This window comes from Stenotrophomonas nematodicola, assembly GCF_009467805.1.
GTDB lineage: Bacteria > Pseudomonadota > Gammaproteobacteria > Xanthomonadales > Xanthomonadaceae > Stenotrophomonas > Stenotrophomonas nematodicola.
This window is the reverse complement of sequence record NZ_WIAY01000001.1, coordinates 1,035,573-1,055,021: the sequence shown is the minus strand read 5'-3', so window position 1 is coordinate 1,055,021 and position 19,449 is coordinate 1,035,573. Positions and strand designations below refer to the sequence as shown.

Annotated in this window: 16 protein-coding genes; 10 read left to right on the top strand and 6 right to left on the bottom strand. The window is 67.1% G+C overall.

Translation table 11 applies throughout. From position 1 onward, the window contains the following. Positions 1-36 precede the first annotated feature (36 nt). Together GDJ08_RS04980 and aptA are read right to left on the bottom strand one after the other, a co-directional pair. Positions 37-912 carry a ParB N-terminal domain-containing protein gene (locus tag GDJ08_RS04980; protein WP_153164395.1) on the bottom strand — a complete coding sequence of 292 codons (876 nt, stop codon included), beginning with the start codon at positions 910-912 and terminating at the stop codon, positions 37-39. 92 nt (positions 913-1,004) lie between these two features. Then, positions 1,005-2,357, bottom strand: coding sequence for an omega-aminotransferase AptA (aptA, locus tag GDJ08_RS04975; RefSeq protein ID WP_153164394.1), 1,353 nt, complete (start codon positions 2,355-2,357; stop codon positions 1,005-1,007). Between the two features lie 112 nt (positions 2,358-2,469). Here aptA and GDJ08_RS04970 point away from each other — a divergent pair, with 112 nt between their 5' ends. Beyond that, positions 2,470-3,972, top strand: a complete 1,503-nt coding sequence (locus GDJ08_RS04970; RefSeq protein WP_017357062.1) for an aldehyde dehydrogenase — start codon at positions 2,470-2,472, stop codon at positions 3,970-3,972. Positions 3,973-4,078: 106 nt separating this feature from the next. Further along, positions 4,079-5,353 carry an MFS transporter gene (locus GDJ08_RS04965; protein WP_017357063.1) on the top strand — a complete coding sequence of 425 codons (1,275 nt, stop codon included), beginning with the start codon at positions 4,079-4,081 and terminating at the stop codon, positions 5,351-5,353. Here GDJ08_RS04965 and GDJ08_RS04960 read toward each other — a convergent pair whose 3' ends face one another. Further along, positions 5,354-5,815: a bacteriohemerythrin gene (locus tag GDJ08_RS04960; RefSeq protein ID WP_017357064.1), complete on the bottom strand. Its 462-nt coding sequence runs from the start codon at positions 5,813-5,815 to the stop codon at positions 5,354-5,356. A 70-nt stretch (positions 5,816-5,885) separates the two neighbouring features. Further along, the gene (locus tag GDJ08_RS04955; protein WP_153164393.1) at positions 5,886-7,238 is read right to left on the bottom strand and encodes a GGDEF domain-containing response regulator; all 1,353 of its coding nucleotides are present in this window, start codon (positions 7,236-7,238) and stop codon (positions 5,886-5,888) included. A gap of 243 nt (positions 7,239-7,481) precedes the next feature. Between GDJ08_RS04955 and GDJ08_RS04950 the strand changes: the two genes are divergently transcribed. Beyond that, positions 7,482-7,892 (top strand): hypothetical protein, encoded by a 411-nt coding sequence (locus GDJ08_RS04950; protein WP_037591605.1) that lies wholly within the window; start codon positions 7,482-7,484, stop codon positions 7,890-7,892. 82 nt (positions 7,893-7,974) lie between these two features. Here GDJ08_RS04950 and GDJ08_RS04945 read toward each other — a convergent pair whose 3' ends face one another. Beyond that, positions 7,975-9,570 (bottom strand): MASE1 domain-containing protein, encoded by a 1,596-nt coding sequence (locus tag GDJ08_RS04945; RefSeq protein ID WP_153164392.1) that lies wholly within the window; start codon positions 9,568-9,570, stop codon positions 7,975-7,977. Between the two features lie 466 nt (positions 9,571-10,036). Then, entirely contained in the window at positions 10,037-11,323 is a 1,287-nt protein-coding gene (locus GDJ08_RS04940) for an NAD(P)/FAD-dependent oxidoreductase (protein WP_153164391.1), read from the bottom strand. Positions 11,324-11,464: 141 nt separating this feature from the next. Here GDJ08_RS04940 and GDJ08_RS04935 point away from each other — a divergent pair, with 141 nt between their 5' ends. From GDJ08_RS04935 to GDJ08_RS04905, 7 genes are all read left to right on the top strand, one after another. Further along, positions 11,465-12,223 carry a gamma-glutamyl-gamma-aminobutyrate hydrolase family protein gene (locus GDJ08_RS04935; protein ID WP_153164390.1) on the top strand — a complete coding sequence of 253 codons (759 nt, stop codon included), beginning with the start codon at positions 11,465-11,467 and terminating at the stop codon, positions 12,221-12,223. Next, positions 12,220-13,617, top strand: a complete 1,398-nt coding sequence (locus GDJ08_RS04930) for a glutamine synthetase family protein (RefSeq protein ID WP_017357070.1) — start codon at positions 12,220-12,222, stop codon at positions 13,615-13,617. The genes GDJ08_RS04935 and GDJ08_RS04930 overlap by 4 nt, the downstream gene beginning before the upstream one ends. Positions 13,618-13,752: 135 nt before the next feature. Then, on the top strand, positions 13,753-14,856 hold the full coding sequence (locus tag GDJ08_RS04925) for a polyamine ABC transporter substrate-binding protein (RefSeq protein WP_136004178.1): 1,104 nt from the start codon (positions 13,753-13,755) through the stop codon (positions 14,854-14,856). Between the two features lie 132 nt (positions 14,857-14,988). Beyond that, on the top strand, positions 14,989-16,122 hold the full coding sequence (locus GDJ08_RS04920) for an ABC transporter ATP-binding protein (RefSeq protein WP_153164389.1): 1,134 nt from the start codon (positions 14,989-14,991) through the stop codon (positions 16,120-16,122). Further along, on the top strand, positions 16,119-17,030 hold the full coding sequence (locus GDJ08_RS04915) for an ABC transporter permease subunit (protein ID WP_136004177.1): 912 nt from the start codon (positions 16,119-16,121) through the stop codon (positions 17,028-17,030). Before GDJ08_RS04920 ends, GDJ08_RS04915 begins: the two co-directional genes overlap by 4 nt. Then, complete coding sequence (locus GDJ08_RS04910) at positions 17,027-17,872, top strand: ABC transporter permease subunit (protein ID WP_017357074.1); 846 nt, start codon at positions 17,027-17,029, stop codon at positions 17,870-17,872. Before GDJ08_RS04915 ends, GDJ08_RS04910 begins: the two co-directional genes overlap by 4 nt. Before the next feature lie 201 nt (positions 17,873-18,073). Next, positions 18,074-19,438, top strand: a complete 1,365-nt coding sequence (locus GDJ08_RS04905) for an NAD-dependent succinate-semialdehyde dehydrogenase (RefSeq protein ID WP_153164388.1) — start codon at positions 18,074-18,076, stop codon at positions 19,436-19,438. Positions 19,439-19,449 lie beyond the last annotated feature (11 nt).

The window sequence follows — 19,449 nt, the reverse complement described above, 5'->3', positions numbered from 1 at the left end:
CGCGATGCCGGCCGTTGGCCGGCAATGCGATGAACCTCAGGCCTCGGCCTGCTGCCGGCGCAACGCCGCCAGCTGCTGGCGCAGGGTGTCATTTTCCAGCGTCAGCGCGATCACCCGCTGGCGCAGCTCGGCCGGGCCTTCGCCCAAGGCGGTGAGCGCATCGGCGATTTCGGCGGCGCGGCTCGGGTCGACCTCGGCGTCTTCGTCCGCACTGTGCAGCACCTCCTGCGCTGGCTTGCGCGGCTTGCGCTTGGCGTCGCGCACGCGCTTGGCGGCCTGCTTCAGCTCATCCTTGCCCGCCGCAGCCGCCGCGCGCTGCTCGTCTTCAGGCAGCGCCGCCACCGCGGCGGCGGCGCTGATCGAGATCACGCCGGTCTTCACCGCTTCCACCAGTTCCGGCGCGGCCTGCTTGTGGATGCGCTCGATCATCGTGACCTGGCTGTTGCTCAGGCGCGCTTCGCGGGCCATCTCGGCCCGGCTCACCTTCGGTGCCGGCGCCCACGGCGGGCTGTCGGCATCGTCGGCAGCCGCGTCGGCGGTGGCCGTGCCATCGCTTTCCTTCTGCAGCTGCGCCTGTTCCAGGCGATGGCGCTCGGCCAGGATGTCGCGTTTGCGCAGGGCCAGCACGCCGCGCTGGAAATCCGAGACGCTGCGGCGGCCCAGGTGCTGCTCGATCATCCACAGGTGCACATCGTCCATCGACTGGAAGCGCGTGTTCTGCACGGTCTGGAACGGGAGGTTGTGCTTGCGGCAGATGCCGTAGCGGTTGTGGCCGTCCACCAGCACATCGCCCCACAGCACCAGCGCATCGCGGCAGCCCTCGGCCAGGATGCTGCGCTCCAGCGCGTCGTGCTCGTCCGCGGTCAGTGGGTCGATGTAGGCCTTGAGTTCTTCTTTGACGACAATGTCCATGCAATCCGATACGCGAGCCAAACGTGACCGACCATTGTAGTGCCGGTCGCCCGCCGGCACCCTGATCGACATGAACCGCGTCGGGCTTGACATCACCGGGTGGCGCGGATCACCTCTCCCAGGATGTCCACGATCCGGTCGATCTGCGTCTTGTCGATGATCAGGGGGGGCGACAGGGCGATCACATCGCCGGTGCAGCGCACCAGCAGCTGCCCGTCGCGGAAGCAGCGCTCGAACACGTCATAGCCGCGGCTGCCCGGCGCGTCCTTGCGCGGCGCCAGTTCGACGGCGCCGATCAGACCGAACGTGCGGATGTCGATCACGTGGGGCAGGCCGCGCAATCCGTGCAGGCGGGTCTGCCAGTACTCGCCCAGTTCGATGGCACGCTGGAACAGGTGTTCCTCCGCATACGTGTCCAGCGCCGCCAGTGCGGCGGCGCAGGCCAGGGGGTGACCGGAATAGGTATAGCCGTGGAAGAACTCGATCGCTCCCGGCGGACCCTGCATGAAGGCCGCATGGATCGCGTCGCTGGCCAGCACCGCGCCCATCGGCACGCTGCCGTTGGTCAGGCCCTTGGCCATCGTCAGCAGGTCCGGGGTGACCCCGAACCGCTGCGCGGCGAAGGCGTTGCCGACCCGGCCGAAACCGGTGATGACCTCATCGAACACCAGCAGGATCCCGTGCTGGTCACAGATTTCGCGCAGTCGCTGCAGATAGCCCGGGGCTGGCAGGATCACGCCGGCCGAGCCGGCAATCGGCTCGACAAAGACCGCCGCGATGGTGGACGCGTCGTGCAGGGCGATCAGCCGCTCCAGGTCCTCGGCCAGCTCGGCGCCATACCGGGGCAGGCCGGGACTGAACGCATTGCGCTCCAGGTCCAGGGTATGGCGCAGGAAATCGCTGCCGGCCAGCAGCGGGCCGAAGGTCTTGCGGTTGTTGGGCAGGCCGCCGATCGACAGACCGCCAAAGCCGACGCCGTGGTAGGCCTTCTCACGGCCGATGAAGCGGGTGCGCTGCCCGTCGCCCCGCAGGCGATGGTAGGCCAGCGCGATCTTCATCGCGGTGTCGACCGCTTCGGAGCCGGAGTTGGTGAAAAACGCATGATTCAACGTCGCCGGCGCCAGCGCGGCCAGGCGCTGGGCCAGCACGAACGGCAGGGGCGAGCCCATCTGGAAGGGCGGCGCGAAGTCCAGCGTCGCTGCCTGCTGCTGGATCGCCTGCACGATGCGTGGCCGCGCGTGGCCGGCGTTGCAGCACCACAGTCCGGCGGCGCCATCCAGGATCGGGCGGTCGTCGACATCGTGGTAGTACATGCCCTCGGCCCGCACCAGCAGGCGGGGGGCCGCCTTGAACTGGCGGTTGGCGGTGAACGGCATCCAGTACGCGTCGAGATCGGCCGGCATCTGCCGGGACAGCGCGCTCAGTGACGATTCGGAACGAGGCATGGCGGCTCCGCAGGGTCTGGATGGTCACGACTCTATCGCAGACGCGTCACGGCGTGCCGTGAGGGCGGCAGGTATAACCGCGATAGCCCATCCGATCAAACGAGGAGCGTCCATGACCGCCGCACGCACCCGCGCCGACTGGCAGCGCCAGGCCGAGGGCCTGCACATCCCCGACCAGGCCTTCATCGACGGGCGCTACGTCGACGCCGCCAGCGGTGCACGCTACGCCTGCATCAGCCCGATCGATGGACGCGTGCTGGCACAGGTGGTCGATGCCGACCACCTCGACGTCGACCGTGCGGTCGCCGCCGCCCGTCGCAGCTTCGAAGCGGGCCATTGGTCGCGGGCCGCCCCGGCGCAGCGCAAGCAGGTGCTGCTGAGGCTGGCCGAGCTGGTCGAACGCGATGCGGACGAACTGGCGCTGCTGGAGACCCTGGACATGGGCAAGCCGGTGCGCGACGCGCGGCAGGGCGACCTGGCGGGGGTCCTGCGCTGCCTGCGCTGGACCGCCGAGGCGGTCGACAAGGTCTACGGCGAGGTAGCGCCCACGCCGCTGGATACGCTGGGGCTGATCACCCGTGAGCCGATCGGCGTGGTGGCGGCCATCGTGCCCTGGAACTTTCCGCTGCTGATGGCCTGCTGGAAGATCGCCCCGGCCCTGGCCGCCGGCAATTCGGTGGTGCTCAAGCCGTCCGAGCGCTCGCCACTGAGCGCGCTGCGGCTGGCGGCGCTGGCGGCCGAAGCGGGCGTGCCTGACGGTGTGTTCAACGTGCTGCCCGGCCACGGGCAGCGCACCGGTGAGCCCCTGGCGCTGCACATGGACGTGGATGCGCTTGCGTTTACCGGCTCTACGGCAGTCGGCCGGCGGCTGCTGCAGTGCGCCGGCCAGTCCAACCTCAAGCGGACATGGCTGGAATGTGGCGGCAAGAGCCCGAATCTGGTGTTCGCCGACGCACCGGACCTGGACACAGCGGCGCAGGCCGCGGCCACCGCGATCTTCTACAACCAGGGCGAAGTGTGCACGGCCGGCTCGCGCCTGCTGGTCCAGCGCTCGATCAAGGATGCGTTCGTGGCGCGCGTGCTCGCCTACGGGCGGCACATGCAGCCGCAGCATCCGTTCGAGCCGGACGCCGCGATGGGCGCGCTGGTCGATGATGCCCACGCCGACCGCGTGCTCGACCACGTGGCGCGGGGGGAGGCCGAGGGCGCCCGCCTGCTGCTTGGCGGTCGGCGGGTGGAGGTGGTGGCAGGCGGCAGCTATGTGGAGCCCACCGTGTTCGATGAGGTCGACCCGCAGCACGCCATCGCCCGCGAGGAGATCTTCGGTCCCGTGCTCGCGGTGATTCCCTTCGATCATGAGGAGGATGCGCTGCGCCTGGCCAACGATTCGGTGTATGGCCTGGCCGCAGGTGTCTGGACGCGCGACCTCGGCCGCGCGCATCGCGTGGCGCGCGGCCTGCGTGCCGGCAGCGTCTGGGTCAACCAATGGGACGGTGGCGACATGACCGCGCCGTTCGGTGGCTACAAACAGTCCGGCATCGGCCGCGACAAATCCCTGCATGCCTTCGACAAGTACACCGAGCTGAAAGCCACCTGGATCCATCTGGGCGCGTGAACCGCCGCGGCGGGCGCCGGCGGCGGACAGTCACGTCTGCAACCATCGTCCCGCCGCAGGCAACGGGCGTGGCAGAATCCGGCAGCTGCCCCTTTTCGTGTGTCCGATGTCGACTCCTGCCGCGCCTGCCGTCAATTCGCCCCGCCGTGTGCTGCTGGCCAGCCTGATCGGCACCACCATCGAGTTCTTCGATTTCTACATCTACGCCACGGCGGCGGTGCTGGTGTTTCCGCACCTGTTCTTCCCCGACAGCAGCGATGGTGCGGCCCTGCTGCAGTCGCTGGCGACCTTCGCGGTGGCGTTCATCGCGCGGCCGGTCGGCTCGGCGGTGTTCGGCCACTACGGCGACCGCATCGGGCGCAAGGCCACGCTGGTCGCCGCGCTGCTCACGATGGGCGTATCCACGGTACTGATCGGTGTGCTGCCCACGCATGCCAGCATCGGCCTGTGGGCGCCCGCGCTGCTGGCACTGTGCCGGTTCGGCCAGGGCCTCGGGCTGGGCGGAGAGTGGGGCGGGGCAGTACTGCTGGCGACCGAGAACGCGCCGCCTGGCAAGCGCGCCTGGTACGGCATGTTTCCGCAGCTGGGCGCGCCGCTGGGCTTCCTGCTGTCGGCCGGCGTATTCCTGCTGCTCGGACGCGCGATGAGCGATGCCGACTTCCTGCAGTGGGGCTGGCGCGTGCCATTCCTGGCCAGTTCGCTGCTGGTCGCGGTCGGGCTGTGGGTGCGCCTGAACATCCACGAGACGCCGCAGTTCCAGGCCGCACTGGACCGCAACGAACGGGTGCGCCTGCCGATGTGGACGGTCATCTCCGCGCATCCGATGACCCTGCTGCTGGGCACGCTGGGCGCGTTCGCCACCTTCGTGCTGTTCTACCTGATGACCGTGTTCACCCTCGGCTACGGCACGACCGTGCTGCACTATGCACGCGAGGATTTCCTGCTGCTGCAGATGGCCGGCATCCTGTTCTTCGCCGCCGGCATCCCGTTGTCCGCGCGCTACGGCGACCGCTGGGGCACGCGCCGGACGATGATCGTTGCCAGCGGCCTGATTCTGGCGTTCGGCGTGTTGTTCGCGCCGCTGTTCCAGGCCGGCAGCCCGTGGATGGTGCTCGTCTTCCTGTCGCTGGGCCTGTTCCTGATGGGGCTGACCTACGGCCCCTGCGGCACCTTCCTGGCTGAAATCTACCCGGTGCAGGTGCGCTACACCGGCGCGTCGTTGTCGTTCAACCTGGCCGGCATTCTGGGCGCTGCACCCGCGCCGTACGTGGCCACCTGGCTGGCCGAACGCTTCGGCCTGGTCGCGGTGGGCTACTACCTCTGCCTCACCGCGCTGGTCACCATCGTCGCGCTGCTGGCGATGGGCCGGCGGGCGCGCTGATCAGCCGAAGAAGCGCTTGAGCGTGCGGCCCAGCCAACTGCCCTGCTGGTGCTCGCGGGCGAACTGGTTGAGGTGCTGCTTGACCTGCGGCGCATAGGCCTTGTCGTCGCCACGGATGTGGTTGAACAGCCAGCGCGACAGCATTGTGCGCAGTTCATCGGTGATGTCCTCGCCGGCCTGGAAACGCAGCCGGTACTCGGCCACCCGCTTGCCGAAGATCTCGTGCACGCGCTTGTGCGCGGCGCAGAACGGATAGCCGGCTTCCTCCATCAGCTCTTCCTCGAAAGCGAAGTGCGACATGGTGTAGTCCACCAGCTCGTCGATCACCTCGGCGACGGCCAGTCGCTCCAGGCTCTTCTGCGCGACATGCAGGTGGTTGAGCATCTCCACGATGCGCATGTGCTGGTGGTCGATGACCTCGATCCCGATGTTGAGATCGTCCTGCCAGACCAGAAGTGCCATGATGCGTTCCCTGTGCTTTTCAACTGGGCACGACTCTAGGCACGACGCGGCCAGGCCGCGTTGATCTCGATCAAGGCGCCAGCGCGGGTTCGCACGCGCGGGCGCCGGCACTGGTCGCGACCGTGGTGCAGTTGACCCGGTTGCGGCCGCCGGCCTTGGCCAGGTAGAGCTGGCGATCGGCTTCGGAGATCAGCCGGTGCAGCGAATCGTGCTGCGGGCGCAGGCAGCACAGCCCGATGCTGACGGTCATGCGCAGGGTCGTCTCGCCCAGGTTCACTTCCAGCGCGGCGATCGCCTGGCGCAGGCGCTCGAAGTAGGTCAAAGCCGCCTCCTGGTCCAGCCCCGGCACGAGCAGGCAGAACTCCTCCCCGCCGAACCGCGCGATCAGGTCCTGGTCGCGCGCGTGGGCGGCGACCGCAGCGGCCACCGCACGCAGCGCATCGTCGCCGGCCTCGTGGCCGTGGGTGTCGTTGATGTGCTTGAAATGGTCGATGTCGATCATCGCCACCGCCACCTGTTCGCCGTCCAGGTGCAGTTGCGGCAGCTGGCGCTGGCTCTGTTCCAGGAAGCAGCGGCGGTTGGGCAGCCCGGTGAGGAAATCGCGCGTGGCCAGGTCCTGCAGGGTGCCGATCAGCTCCAGCTGGTCCACGTTCTGCGAGACGCGGCAGAAGAACTCCTCGCGCGAAAATGGCTTGCGCAGGAAGTCATTGGCGCCGTTCTTGAGGAAGCGTGGAATCAGCGACGGATCGGTGTTGCCGGAAATGCCGATCACCGCGACCTTGTCGCGCGAGCGCAGCGTGCGCAGGCGGCGGGTGAACTCCACGCCTTCCATGCCAGGCATTTCCTGGTCCACCACCGCCAGGCGGATCGCCGGATGCGCCTCGATCGCCTTCAGTCCCTCGGCACCGTCGGCGGCCTCGTATACGTCGTGGCCGTACATGCGCAGCAGGGAGGCGGCGTACATCCGCGCCGATAGCGAGTCGTCCACCACCAGCGCGGCGATGCGCCGGTTGCGCTCCAGCCGCTGCACCAGCCACACGAGATAGTCGATGCTGCCGGGCGTGTTCTTCAACACGTAGTCGATGATCTGCTGCTGCAGCACACGCTTGCGCAGGTCTTCGTCGTAGACGCCGCTGACCACCACCGTGGGCAGCCCGCGCGACAGGAAGAACTCCACCACTCCATCGCGGTCGCCATCGGCGAGCACCAGCCCGGTCAGGACCAGGAACCAGCCCTGTTCCTCGTCCAGCAGCCGGCCCGCCTCGGCCAGGCTGGTGGCCACCGACACCGGTAGCTCCAGGCGCTGCTCGATCGCTTCGCGCAGCATGCTGGTGAACGTTCGCGAGTTCTCCACCAGCAGGATCCGCTGGGGCAAAGCATCACCGGGGTCGCTGTCGAAAGCGCCCTGCAACAGTGCCGGCATGAGGCGTACGCTCGGAGTCGAGTGGGTCGGCAGGGATAGCGGCCATTTCATATGAAACTTTAGGCGCGACGCAAGGCGGGACCAGGAGCATGATGACCATCGGTCCGCCGGCAGGCAGGGCCAGCAGGACAATTGCGCCATTCCGGTTCGATATCGGGACGATGCGCAGGTAATATGCCAAGCGATGTTTTCATTGGCCCCAATCAGGAGGTGGACGTGCCTTTTCTACGTATAGGTAGTGCCGTGGCCAGCGTGATTCTGGCGGTGGTTCCGGCGTTGGCGTTGGCTCAGTCTGATGGTCACGGGGCTCCCCTGGCAAGAAGTGGGCTGGGCCAGACGCATCCAGTTGCCGTCAACCTGAGTCTCGACCCGGAGTGGCGGGTGTACGGGTTCCAGCGTGATGGCATCTCGTACTTCCAGGTCAACGATCTCGTTGGACGGGTGCAGTTGATCATTGGACGTGCGGATGACGCGTTCTGGACGCTGCCCGCTGGCGAAAGCCCGGCCCGTGTGTCGTTGCCACTGCAACGGGTCCAGACTCCGGCGAACGCAGCCAGGTCCGAGGTTTATCGGGGAGCCGGCTTTACGCTGGTTCGTTACGGTCATGGCGCCGATGCCGTCTGGTCGGTAGAGGTCGCAGACCAGCAGCCATAGCGTTCCGGGGCGCATGTGGCCATGACGCGCTGCCGCGTGATACGCGGCAGCATCCGTTCCCGCACACCGGGAACCGGTCTTCCTATTGACCAGACCGGAGACTCTCCCGAACCCAGTGCTGCTGGGGGAGGTCTGCCGCTCTGGCGGGTGTGCGCGTCGATGGCTCCGTCAGCACGATCCTGATCCGATTGCGGCGGCACTGCACAAGGCCGCCGTAGGCAAGCGGCAGGCCGGCCAGATGCTCATCGACCCTGGTAACGGTTGTTTCAGACAGCGTGTGTGCCGGATCGAGCAGTGCGACGACAACGAGGATTCCCCGCCGGGGCCCGAAGCGCCCGCAGCGGGCCCGGACCGTTATCTGTCCGTACTCGTGCTCGAGCAGCATGGAAACCGCTTCAGTGGTTCCCCGATAGGCGGCCAGTTGCAGCCCGGTGCTCAGGAGGCACGGGTCGCCTTCCAGGCGAGGCCGGGTCACCCGATTGCTCAGATCCCAGGATTCACGCACGCCGCCGGCCTGCAGCGCGACGTACAGGCCCAGCTGATCCAGTGTGGTGGGATAGACCATGCTTGCCTGCGCACGGAACAGTCGTGAATGTACTGTTGCCGTGTTCAACAGCCTGCCTGCTATTTCATTGTGGCCGTGCAGTTTCAGCCAGTTCACCACTTCTTTGAGCGACACATCAATGCCGTCGCCGAGCTTCTTCAGGTGAAGCGCACGTTCGCGCAGGCCATTCTCGGTCGCGATATGTGAATTGCGGGCCAGCTTTATGGCCTTTCCCGCCCCGTCTTCATGGATCCGGTAGCGATGATAGTAGTGCGTGATGCGCGACCCGAACAGAAGAAGGGCGATGCCGGCCACAGCCAGGACCATCTGCGACGTGAAGGTCGTCGGATCAAACGCCAAAGGATGCGGCTTGGGTGTCGTCAGCCCGATGATGAGATTGAGTGATGGAACGGCCAGCGCCGCTCCACGCCACCCAAGCAGGCAGGTAAGTGCTATGGCCGGTAGTGCCAACAACAGCTGCATGCCGGTCTTGGCGGTCGCCGATTCTGCTGGAATCAGCGACGAGGAGATGCCGATCAGGATCATTACCGCCACCGCAATGATGCTCGGCGTCAGGAAACGGCCCGTCCGTGCGGGCTCCGCGCGTCTCAATGCCCAGAGCAGGGCAAGCGGGACCACCGTCAGGATGCCGATGAAGTCTCCCACGATGTAGCGCGCTGCGCCGGCCAGCAGCGGCACATCCGGTGTCGGCCAGAGCAGGTGCATCAGCGCCAGGTTCAACGATGTAACGGCGACGGCCGATGCCGCGCCAACCGAGAGCAGCCAGACCTGGGTGGTGGCGGCCATCATGCGGCGATGCAGTCGTACGATCAGTGCCACTGTGGGCATCAGGGAGACGGAAGCGAGTATCACCCAGATCAGCCCGTACTTTTCCACCATCGGGTAACGCATCTGGGCAAAGTAGGCGTATTCGCCGAGGAACAGGTAAGGCCAAAGGCGTGGCGGGCAGAGCAGCAGCGCGGCCACCCGTATGCCCGCAGGCAGGTAGAACTGGTCGAGGGACAGCTTGCGCGCGCCCCAGCATGCAAAGGCATACACAACTGCGAGAGCAAGTCCGACCGGGCGGATGTGCAGCTTCAGCTGAAGACCATCTTTCCACCATTCGCCTCGCACGCCTTCCCTCCTGTCCGTGCCCCGTCAACATCCATGCGGCGCAATACACTATGAGTGGACGGTATCCACACGGGAAGGATTATGCAATTGCGCAGGACAGTTGCCGGATTGCGGTGACCGTGGGTTTCAGCAGACGCGGCGCAGCATTCGGCCTTGAGTGTGATTTGCGTCTCTATTTTCTCTGCGGGTTGCCGCAGCGCACGTGGGTATATAGGCCGATGACGTGCGCTCCGGCAGGCGAGGGCATATACCGCGGCCAGAGCGAGGCCAGCGGGCCGAATGCGCAGGTTCAGTTGACGTCCGTTTCTCCACCAGTCCCATCGTGCGACGCCCCGGCGTGTCGTATGAGGCCGGTCTTCCGTCGCGGCGGAGAATCCATCCAGACGGCATTCCCGGAGAACGGGACAGTATCGGCAGTTTCCAGCGGTTGCAATCGCGACGGGAAACTGCGCGCGATCACCTCCGATCACCACAACGCGTCGCGCAGCTTGTACCAGGACATCGCCGCCACCAGCAGCGGGGTGCGCAGCGCACGCCCACCCGGGAAGCGGCGGTGCGGGATACGGGCAAACACGTCCAGCCGTTCCGACTGCCCCGCGATGGCCTCGGCCAATATCACGCCGGCCAGCCCCGCGGCCGCCACGCCGTGGCCGGAGAAGCCCTGCGCGTAATACACCGTGGGGTCCAGGCGCCCCCAGTCGGGCGCGCGGTTGCGGGTGATATCCACCAGGCCGCCCCAGACATAGTCCATTTCCACATCGGCCAGCTGCGGAAACACCTGGTGCATGCGCCGCGTCATCACGCCGCGCAGGCCCGGCGGCGGCAGCGCCGAGTAGCTGGCCCGGCCGCCGAACAGCAGCCGGTGGTCGTGGCTGAGACGGAAGTAATCCAGCGCCCAGCTCACGTCGGCCACCGCCATGTCGTTGCGGATCAGGGCCTGCGCGCGGGCCTTCCCCAGTACCTGCGAGGCACCGATATAGGTGCCCACCGGCATGATCCGTGCTTCCTGCGCCGGCGCGATGCCCTGCAGCAGGGCGTTGCCGGCGATCACCACATGGCTGGCGCTGACGCTGCCGGCGGCAGTGCGCAGCCGCGGGCGCGTGCCCCGTTCCAGCCGCAGCACCGGCGAGTGCTCGTGGATGACCGCGCCGGCGCATGCCGCCGCGCGTGCCAGGCCCTGCGCATAGGCCAGCGGATGCAGGTGGCCGCTGGCAGCATCGAACATCGCCCCGCGATAGCGCGGACTGTCCAGCTGCTGCTGGAGCTGGCTGCGGTCCCACCACTGCAGCGGATAATCGTAGCGTTCGGCCAGTGCGACCAGGCCCGCGCGCAGCCCGCGTTCCTGGCGGGCGTTGATCGGCACGCTGGCATGGCCGTCCCGCCAGTCGCACTGGATCTGGTGGCGCTGGAGTCGATCGCGCAGCAGGCGCATGCCGTCGCGCGAAAAATCGAACAGCAGGCGGGCATCGGCCGGGCCGACCAGGCGTTCCAAGGTGTCCACTTCACAGCCATAGCCGACGATGGCCTGGCCACCATTGCGTCCGGACGCGCCCCAGCCGACGCGCTGCGCTTCGAGCACGATCACCCGATAGCCGCGCCCGGCCAGCGCGAGCGCGGCGGACAGGCCGGTGTAGCCGGCACCCAGCACGCAGACGTCGGCGACATGGTCGCCATGCAGCGGCGCATGCACGGCCACGTCCGGCACGCTGTCGGCGTACCAGCTCGGCGCATGCGCGACGGCGGTGCTGCTCATGCGCGGCACCGGCAGGGAAGGGAGGGGGCGTCAGTCATGCGCACAGCATGCCAGCAACGCCGGCAACGCATCGTGGAGGTCGCGCTTGCGTGGCCCGCGCGCGTCGGCGTACCGTGCAGCCAGGTCATCCGAGCACGATGCATGGACCCGTCACCCTGGGTCGGCCTGCCCACCGACAGCCTGCAGCTGGGCCATCACCGGTTTGCGATGGCGGGCGAAAAGTATGTGCAGGCGCTGGTCCAGGCGGCTGGCGTGGTGCCGGTGCTGCTGCCCAGCCTGCACCCCGCCTTGCCGGCCAGCCCCTGGCTGGACCGCCTGCAGGGGCTGCTGCTGACCGGCGCGGTCAGCAACATCGACCCCCGTCACTACGATGGCCCACCGTCCTGGCCTGGCAACCCGCACGACCCGGCGCGCGATGCCAACGCGTTCGCGCTGCTGCAGGCGGCGCTGGCGCGTGACCTGCCGGTGCTGGCGATCTGCCGCGGCTTCCAGGAGCTCAATGTCGCGCTGGGGGGCAGCCTGCACCCACGGCTGCAGCGGGTGCCGGGCATGCTCGACCATCGTGAAGACCCCGCTGCCACGGTCGACGTGCAGTACGGGCCGGCCCACGCTGTCGTGCTCACACCGGGCGGTTGGCTGGCCGGCTGGGCGGGTGCGGAGACGGCGAGGGTCAACTCGGTGCACGGGCAGGGCATCGCGCGGCTCGCGCCGGGGCTGCAGGTCGAGGCGCGGGCGCCGGACGGGCTGGTCGAAGCCGCGCGCAGTCCCACGCATCATTTCGTCCTCGGCGTACAGTGGCACCCGGAATGGCGTGTCGCCAGCGATGCGTTCTATCACAGTATTTTCCGTGCCTTCGGCGATGCTTGTCGCCGCTACTCCTCTACAGCAGACCGGTCATGACCACCCGAACGCGCTCGCGCAAGAAATCCGCCACGCCGCCCGTCCCGCAGGAGAGCGTGCTGTTGCGCTGGCTCAAGGACCGGCGCATCACCGAAGTGGAGTGCCTGGTGCCGGACATCACCGGCAATGCGCGCGGCAAGATCATCCCGGCTGACAAGTTCTCCCACGACTACGGCACGCGCCTGCCCGAGGGCATCTTCGCCACCACCGTGACCGGCGAGTTCCCCGACGACTACTACGAACTGACCTCGCCGTCGGATTCGGACATGATCCTGCGCCCGGACCCGGACACGGTCCGCATGGTGCCGTGGGCCACCGATCCCACCGCGCAGGTGATCCACGACTGCTACACCAAGACCGGCCAACCGCACGAACTGGCCCCGCGCAACGTGCTGCGGCGGGTGCTGGACGGCTACACCGCACTGGGCCTGCGCCCGGTAGTGGCACCGGAGCTGGAGTTCTTCCTGGTGCAGAAGAACACCGACCCGGACTTCCCGCTGCTGCCGCCCGCCGGGCGCTCGGGGCGCCCGGAGACCGCACGCCAGTCCTATTCCATCGATGCGGTCAACGAGTTCGATCCCATCCTGGACCTGATGTACGACTACTGCGATGCGATGAAGCTGGACGTGGACACGCTGATCCATGAATCCGGTGCGGCGCAGCTGGAGGTCAATTTCACCCATGCCGATGCGATGGACCTGGCCGACCAGGTATTCCTGTTCAAGCGCACCATGCGCGAGGCGGCGATGCGCCACGGGGTGTACGCCACCTTCTTGGCCAAGCCGATGGAGACCGAGCCGGGCAGTGCCATGCACATCCACCAGAGCCTGATACGGATCAGCGACGGCCACAATGTCTTCAGCGGCGACAACGGCGGTGAGGACTTCAGTCCGATCTTCGGCCACTACCTGGCGGGCCTGCAGAAGTACGTGCCGATGGCGATGGCGTTCTTCGCCCCCAACGTGAACTCGTACCGTCGGCTGGTGTTCGGCGAGGTGTCGCCGAGCAACGTGCATTGGGGCTTTGACAACCGCACCTGCGGGCTGCGCGTGCCGATGGACACCCCGGAGAACATGCGCGTGGAGAGCCGCTTCGCCGGGTCGGACGCCAACCCGTACCTGGCGATGGCCGCGACGCTGGCGGCCGGCCTGCTCGGCATCCGTGAGCAGGGCTCGCCGACCGCGCCGATCGGCGGCAGCGCCAAGGAGCTGGGCTACGACCTGCCGCGCTCGCTGGGCGAGGCGCTGGACGGGCTGGAGGGCTGCCCGGAACTGCGCGACATGCTTGGCGAGCGCTTCTGCCGGGCCTATGTCTCGGTCAAGCGCAAGGAGTACGAGACCTTCTTCCGCGTCATCAGCTCGTGGGAGCGCGAGTTCCTGCTGCTCAACGTCTGAAGGCCGTGACGCACCCGGTGCGGCAAGGCCGTGAGGGCCGCGTGCTGGGAAAATGGGCGCGCGCCCGGTAGGCTGGCACCCGTCTTGCCGGTCCGGCCGGTTCCCCCATCTCGCACCTGACCTGTGGAGAGTCCGATGAAGCTGCGAATCCTCACCCTCGGCATTGCCGTGTCCCTGCTCAGCGCCTGTGGCGGCGGCAAACAGGAAGACGCCAAGGTGCTGAACGTCTACAACTACAGCGATTACATCGCCGAGAACACCATTCCGGACTTTGAGAAGAAGACCGGGATCAAGGTGACGTACGATGTGTTCGACAGCGATGAGATGGTCGAGACCAAGCTGCTGGCCGGTGACAGCGGCTACGACGTGGTGGTGCCGACGCTGAACTTCTTCGGGCGCCAGATCAAGGCCGGTGTGTTCCTGCCACTGGACAAGAGCAGGATTCCGAACCTGGGCAACCTCGACCCGGAGATGATGAAGCGCATCGCCCAGCAGGACCCGGGCAACCAGTACGGCGTGCCCTACATGATCGGCACCACCGGGATCGGCTACAACGTGGAGCTGCTCAAGCAGCGTTTCGGGGGCAGCACCGAGATCGCCAACAGCTGGGATCTGGTGTTCAAGCCGGAGAACATCGCCAAGATGAAGGACTGCGGCGTGACCATTCTGGACACCCCGTCGGACATGATCCCGATCGCGCTGCATTATCTCGGCGAGGATCCGCACAGCAACGACCCGGCCACCCTGCAGAAGGCGGCCGCGCTGCTCAAGAGCATCCGCCCGTACGTGCAGAACTTCCACTCCTCGCAGTACGTGGGCTCGCTGGCCAACGGCGGTACCTGCCTGGTGGTCGGCTGGTCCGGTGACATCATCCAGGCCCGTGACCGTGCCGCCGAGGCCGACAACGGCGTCACCGTGGCCTATTCGATCCCGCGCGAGGGCGCGCCGCAGTGGTTCGACATGCTGGCCATTCCCAAGGACGCCAAGCACCCGGAGGCCGCCTACGCCTTCATCAACTACCTGCTCGAACCCAAGGTCGCCGCGGCCAACACCAACTTCATCCACTACGCCAACCCGGTGACGGCGGCCACGCCGCTGGTGGACGCGGCCATCCGCAACGACCCGACCATCTACCCGCCGGCCGACGTGGCCGCCAGAATGTTCACCTACTCGATCAACACCCCGGAAGTGGACAAGCTCTACACGCGGCTGTGGACCGAGGTCAAGACCGGGCGCTGAACCGCCCCCGTCTGGTACACCCCTTCAACCGCCGGCCCTGTGCCGGCGGTGTCGGTTGCGGCCCATGACGCGGCCGCGACCGTTAAAATGGGATCCTCCCCCCGTCCCGACGCGCGCCCGGAGCCGCTCCCCATGCCACTAGAAGCCAAGCCGGAAGGCGAGGTCGTGCCGGTCCTCGAACCGGGCTATCTGTCCATCCGCGCGCTGCGCAAGGAGTTCGACGGCTTCGTCGCGCTTGACGACGTCAGTCTGGACGTGAGGAAGGGCGAGATCTTCGCCCTGCTGGGTGGCTCGGGCAGCGGCAAGTCGACCCTGCTGCGCTGCCTGGGGGGCTTCGAGACGCCCACCGCCGGCAGCATCGACCTGGATGGCCAGCGCATCAATGCGCTGCCGCCGTACCAGCGCCCGATCAACATGATGTTCCAGTCCTACGCGCTGTTTCCGCACATGACCGTGGAGCAGAACATCGCGTTTGGCCTGAAGCAGGACGGAATGGCGCGCGATGCGATCCGTACGCGCGTGGGCGAGATGCTGGAGCTGGTGCAGATGGGCAGGCTGGCCAAGCGCAGGCCGCACCAGCTCTCCGGTGGCCAGCAGCAGCGCGTGGCGCTGGCGCGATCGCTGGCCAAGGGGCCCAAGCTGCTGCTGCTGGACGAGCCGATGGGGGCGCTGGACAAGAAGCTGCGTTCGCAGATGCAGCTGGAGCTGGTCAACATCATCGAGACCTCGGGGGTGACCTGCGTGATGGTCACCCACGACCAGGAAGAGGCCATGACGATGGCCACCCGCATTGCGGTGATGGACGCTGGCTGGATCCAGCAGGTCGGCAAACCGGACGAGATCTACGAGCAGCCCGCCAACCGCTTCGTCGCCGAGTTCATCGGGTCGGTGAACCTGTTCGACGGCGTCATCGACGAGGACCTGCCCGAGTACGTCACGGTGCGCACCCCGCTGTTCCCGGCGCCGATCTATGTCGCCCACGGGATCACCGGTTACGAAGGCCAGCCGGTCGCCTTCGCGCTGCGTCCGGAGAAGGTGATGATCGGCAAGGACGAGCCCGAGGGCGCCACCAACAAGGCCCAGGGCGTGATCGAGGACATCGCCTATTTCGGCAGCCATTCGGTGTACCACGTGCGCCTGCCCAGCGGCGCCAAGGTGCTGTCCAACTTCGCCAACTCGCAGCGCTGGGCCAGCGACGGGCTGACCTGGGGCGACAGCGTGTGGGTGCATTGGCGCGACAACGACGGCGTGGTGCTCACCGCATGAACGCCACGGGCTGGAAGCGTTGGCTCCCCGGCACGCGCAGTGGCGTGATCGCTGCGCCGTACCTGTGGCTGCTGCTGTTTTTCGCGGTGCCATTCGTGATCATCCTGATGATCTCGTTCGCGCGCACCCAGGTCGGCTCGCCGCCGTACACGTGGCTGCTGGAGTATGTGGACGGCGCGTTCTCGCTCAATCTCAACCTCGGCAACTACGCCGCGCTGGTCAAGGACAACCAGTACGTGCTGGCCTACCTGAGTTCGATCAGGATTGCGCTGGTCTCCACACTGCTCACGCTGCTGATCGGTTATCCGATGGCCTACGTGATTTCGCGGATGTCGCCGGCCGCGCGCAACGTGGCCATGATGCTGGTGGTGCTGCCGTCGTGGACCTCGTTCCTGATCCGCGTGTACGCGTGGATCGGCATCCTGGACCGCAACGGCCTGCTCAACCAGTGGTTGATGAAGCTGGGCCTGATCGATGCGCCGCTGCAGATCCTGTACACCCCGACCGCCGCGTACATCGGCATCGTGTACTGCTACCTGCCGTTCATGGTGCTGCCGCTGTACGCCAATCTGGTCAAGCTCGACCATCGTCTGCTGGAGGCCGCCTATGACCTCGGCGCCAAGCCGTGGCGGGCGTTCCTGAGCATCACCCTGCCGCTGTCGCGCAGCGGCATCGTCGCCGGCTGCATGCTGGTGATGATCCCGGCGGTGGGCGAATTCGTGATTCCCGAAATGCTCGGTGGGCCGGACACGCTGATGATCGGCCGGGTGCTGTGGGGCGAGTTCTTCAACAACCGCGACTGGCCCACCGCCTCGGCGGTGGCGATCGTGATGCTGGCGCTGCTGCTGGTGCCGATCCTGGTCTTCAACCGCTTCCAGCAGCGCGAGCTGGAAGGGAAGCTGTCATGAGCATGGTGCGCGGCAACCGCTGGCTGGGCTGGGGCGTGCTGGGGCTGGGCTTTGCCTTCCTGTACCTGCCGATCCTGCTGTTGATGGTGTATTCCTTCAACGCCTCCAAGCTGGCCACGGTGTGGTCGGGGTTCTCCACCCGCTGGTACGGTGAGCTGTTCAACAACCGGCAGATCCTGGATGCGTTGTGGATCAGCCTGGAAGTGGCGTTCTGGACCGCCACGGCTGCGACGGTGCTGGGCACGATGGCGGCAATGGTGATGACCCGTTTCCGGCAGTTCCCGGGCAAGACGGTGTTCGGGGCGCTGATCACCGCGCCGCTGGTGATGCCGGAAGTGATCCTCGGGTTCTCGCTGATGACCCTGCTGGTGTCGATGGGCGGCATTCCCGGTTTCCCGAGCCGCGGCGTGGTCACGATCTGGATCGCGCATGTCACCTTCACCCTGTCGTTCGTAACGGTGGTGGTGTCCTCGCGCCTGCAGGAACTGGACCGTTCGCTGGAAGAAGCGGCGATGGACCTTGGGGCAGGGCGCCTGAAGGTGTTCTTCCAGATCACCCTGCCGATCATCGCACCGGCGCTGGTGGCCGGCTGGCTGCTGGCCTTCACGCTGTCGCTGGACGACGTGGTGATCGCCAGCTTCGTGGCAGGCCCGAACTCCACGACATTGCCGATGAAGGTGTTCGCCTCGGTGCGCATGGGCATCAAGCCGGAGATCAACGCGCTGGCCACCCTGATGGTGCTGGCGGTGTCGGTCGCCGCCGTGATCGGCTGGTACATCACCGCGCGCGGCGAGAAGCGCCGCCAGCGCGATCTGCAGATGGCGCTGCAGGACAAGGGGTGAGGCAACGGTCCTGCCAACCCAGCCACGCCGGCGCCCGGCAACGCACCCCACCATGCCCGCCCCGACGAAGCGACTGCCCGCGCTGTGGCTCTGGCTCCTGCGACGCCATGACGCACCCCGAGCCCGGCGCCCGCCAGCCGCGGCAACATCCGGATCACACCTCCGGGCGCAGAATGACGGTCTGTCTTCCGGAGTACCACGATGACCGTTGAAATCGTCAATCCCGCGACCGGCCAGGTCACGTACCGTCACGAACTGCTTGATGCCGTCGGGATCGAACAGCGTCTGGCGGCAGCGGCAACTGCCTTCCCGCTGTGGACGGCGCGCTCGCTGCAGGAGCGTGGTGGCATCCTGCGCGGCATCGCCGCGCAGCTGCGCGCCCGCAGGGATGACATCCAGCAGGCAATGACCGGCGAAATGGGCAAGCTCAAGGGCGAGGCGCTGGCCGAAATCGAGAAGTGCGCGCAGGCCTGCGAGTACTACGCCGACCACGCCGCCGATTACCTCAAGCCGCAGTTGATCGACACCGAGGCCCAGCGCAGCTACGTGCGCTACGAGCCGATCGGCTGCGTGTTCGCGGTGATGCCGTGGAATTTTCCGATCTGGCAGGTGTTCCGCTTCCTCGCCCCGGCATTCATGGCCGGCAACGTGGCGCTGCTCAAGCACGCCAGCAACGTGCCGCAGTGCGCCGATCTGATCCTGGCGGTCTGCCGCGATGGTGGCCTGCCGGACGGTGTGTTCGATGTGCTGCATATCGACAACGACCAGGCGGCCGAGGTGCTGCGCGACAGGCGGGTCAAGGCGGTCACGCTGACCGGCAGTGAGCGCGCGGGGCGCTCGATCGCCGCCAATGCCGGCGACCAGCTCAAGAAGTGCGTCATGGAGCTGGGGGGCAGCGACGCATTCGTGGTGCTCGACGACGCCGACCTGGACAAGACCGTCGCCGCCGCGGTGAAGTCGCGGTTCGACAACAGCGGGCAGACCTGCATCGCCGCCAAGCGTTTCGTGGTGGTCGATGCGATCGCCGATGCCTTTGTGGCGAAGTTCGTCGCGGCGGCCGCCGAGCGCGTCTACGGCGACCCGCAGGACGACAGGACCACGCTGGCGCCGATGGCGCGTGCCGACCTGCGCGATGAGCTGCACAGGCAGGTGCAGGCCAGCGTGGCCAAGGGCGCCACCGTGCTGCTTGGCGGCGAGCCGGTGGCCGGTTCGCATGCCGGTTACCCGGCAACCATTCTCGACCATGTGGCACCCGGCATGCCGGCCTATGACGAAGAGCTGTTCGGACCGGTCGCCGCGATCCTGCGCGTGCGCGATGATGCCGACGCGCTGCGCGTGGCCAATGACACCACCTTCGGTCTTGGCGGCAGTGTGTGGAGTGGCGATCCGGTGCGTGGCGAAGCGATCGCCAAGCGCCTGGAATGCGGCGCCGCATTCGTCAACGCCATCGTCAAGAGCGACGCACGCCTGCCGTTCGGCGGCACCAAGCGCTCCGGCTTCGGCCGCGAGCTGGCCGACCACGGCATCCACGAGTTCATGAACATCAAAACGGTCTACGTCGCCTGACGACGCGGGGC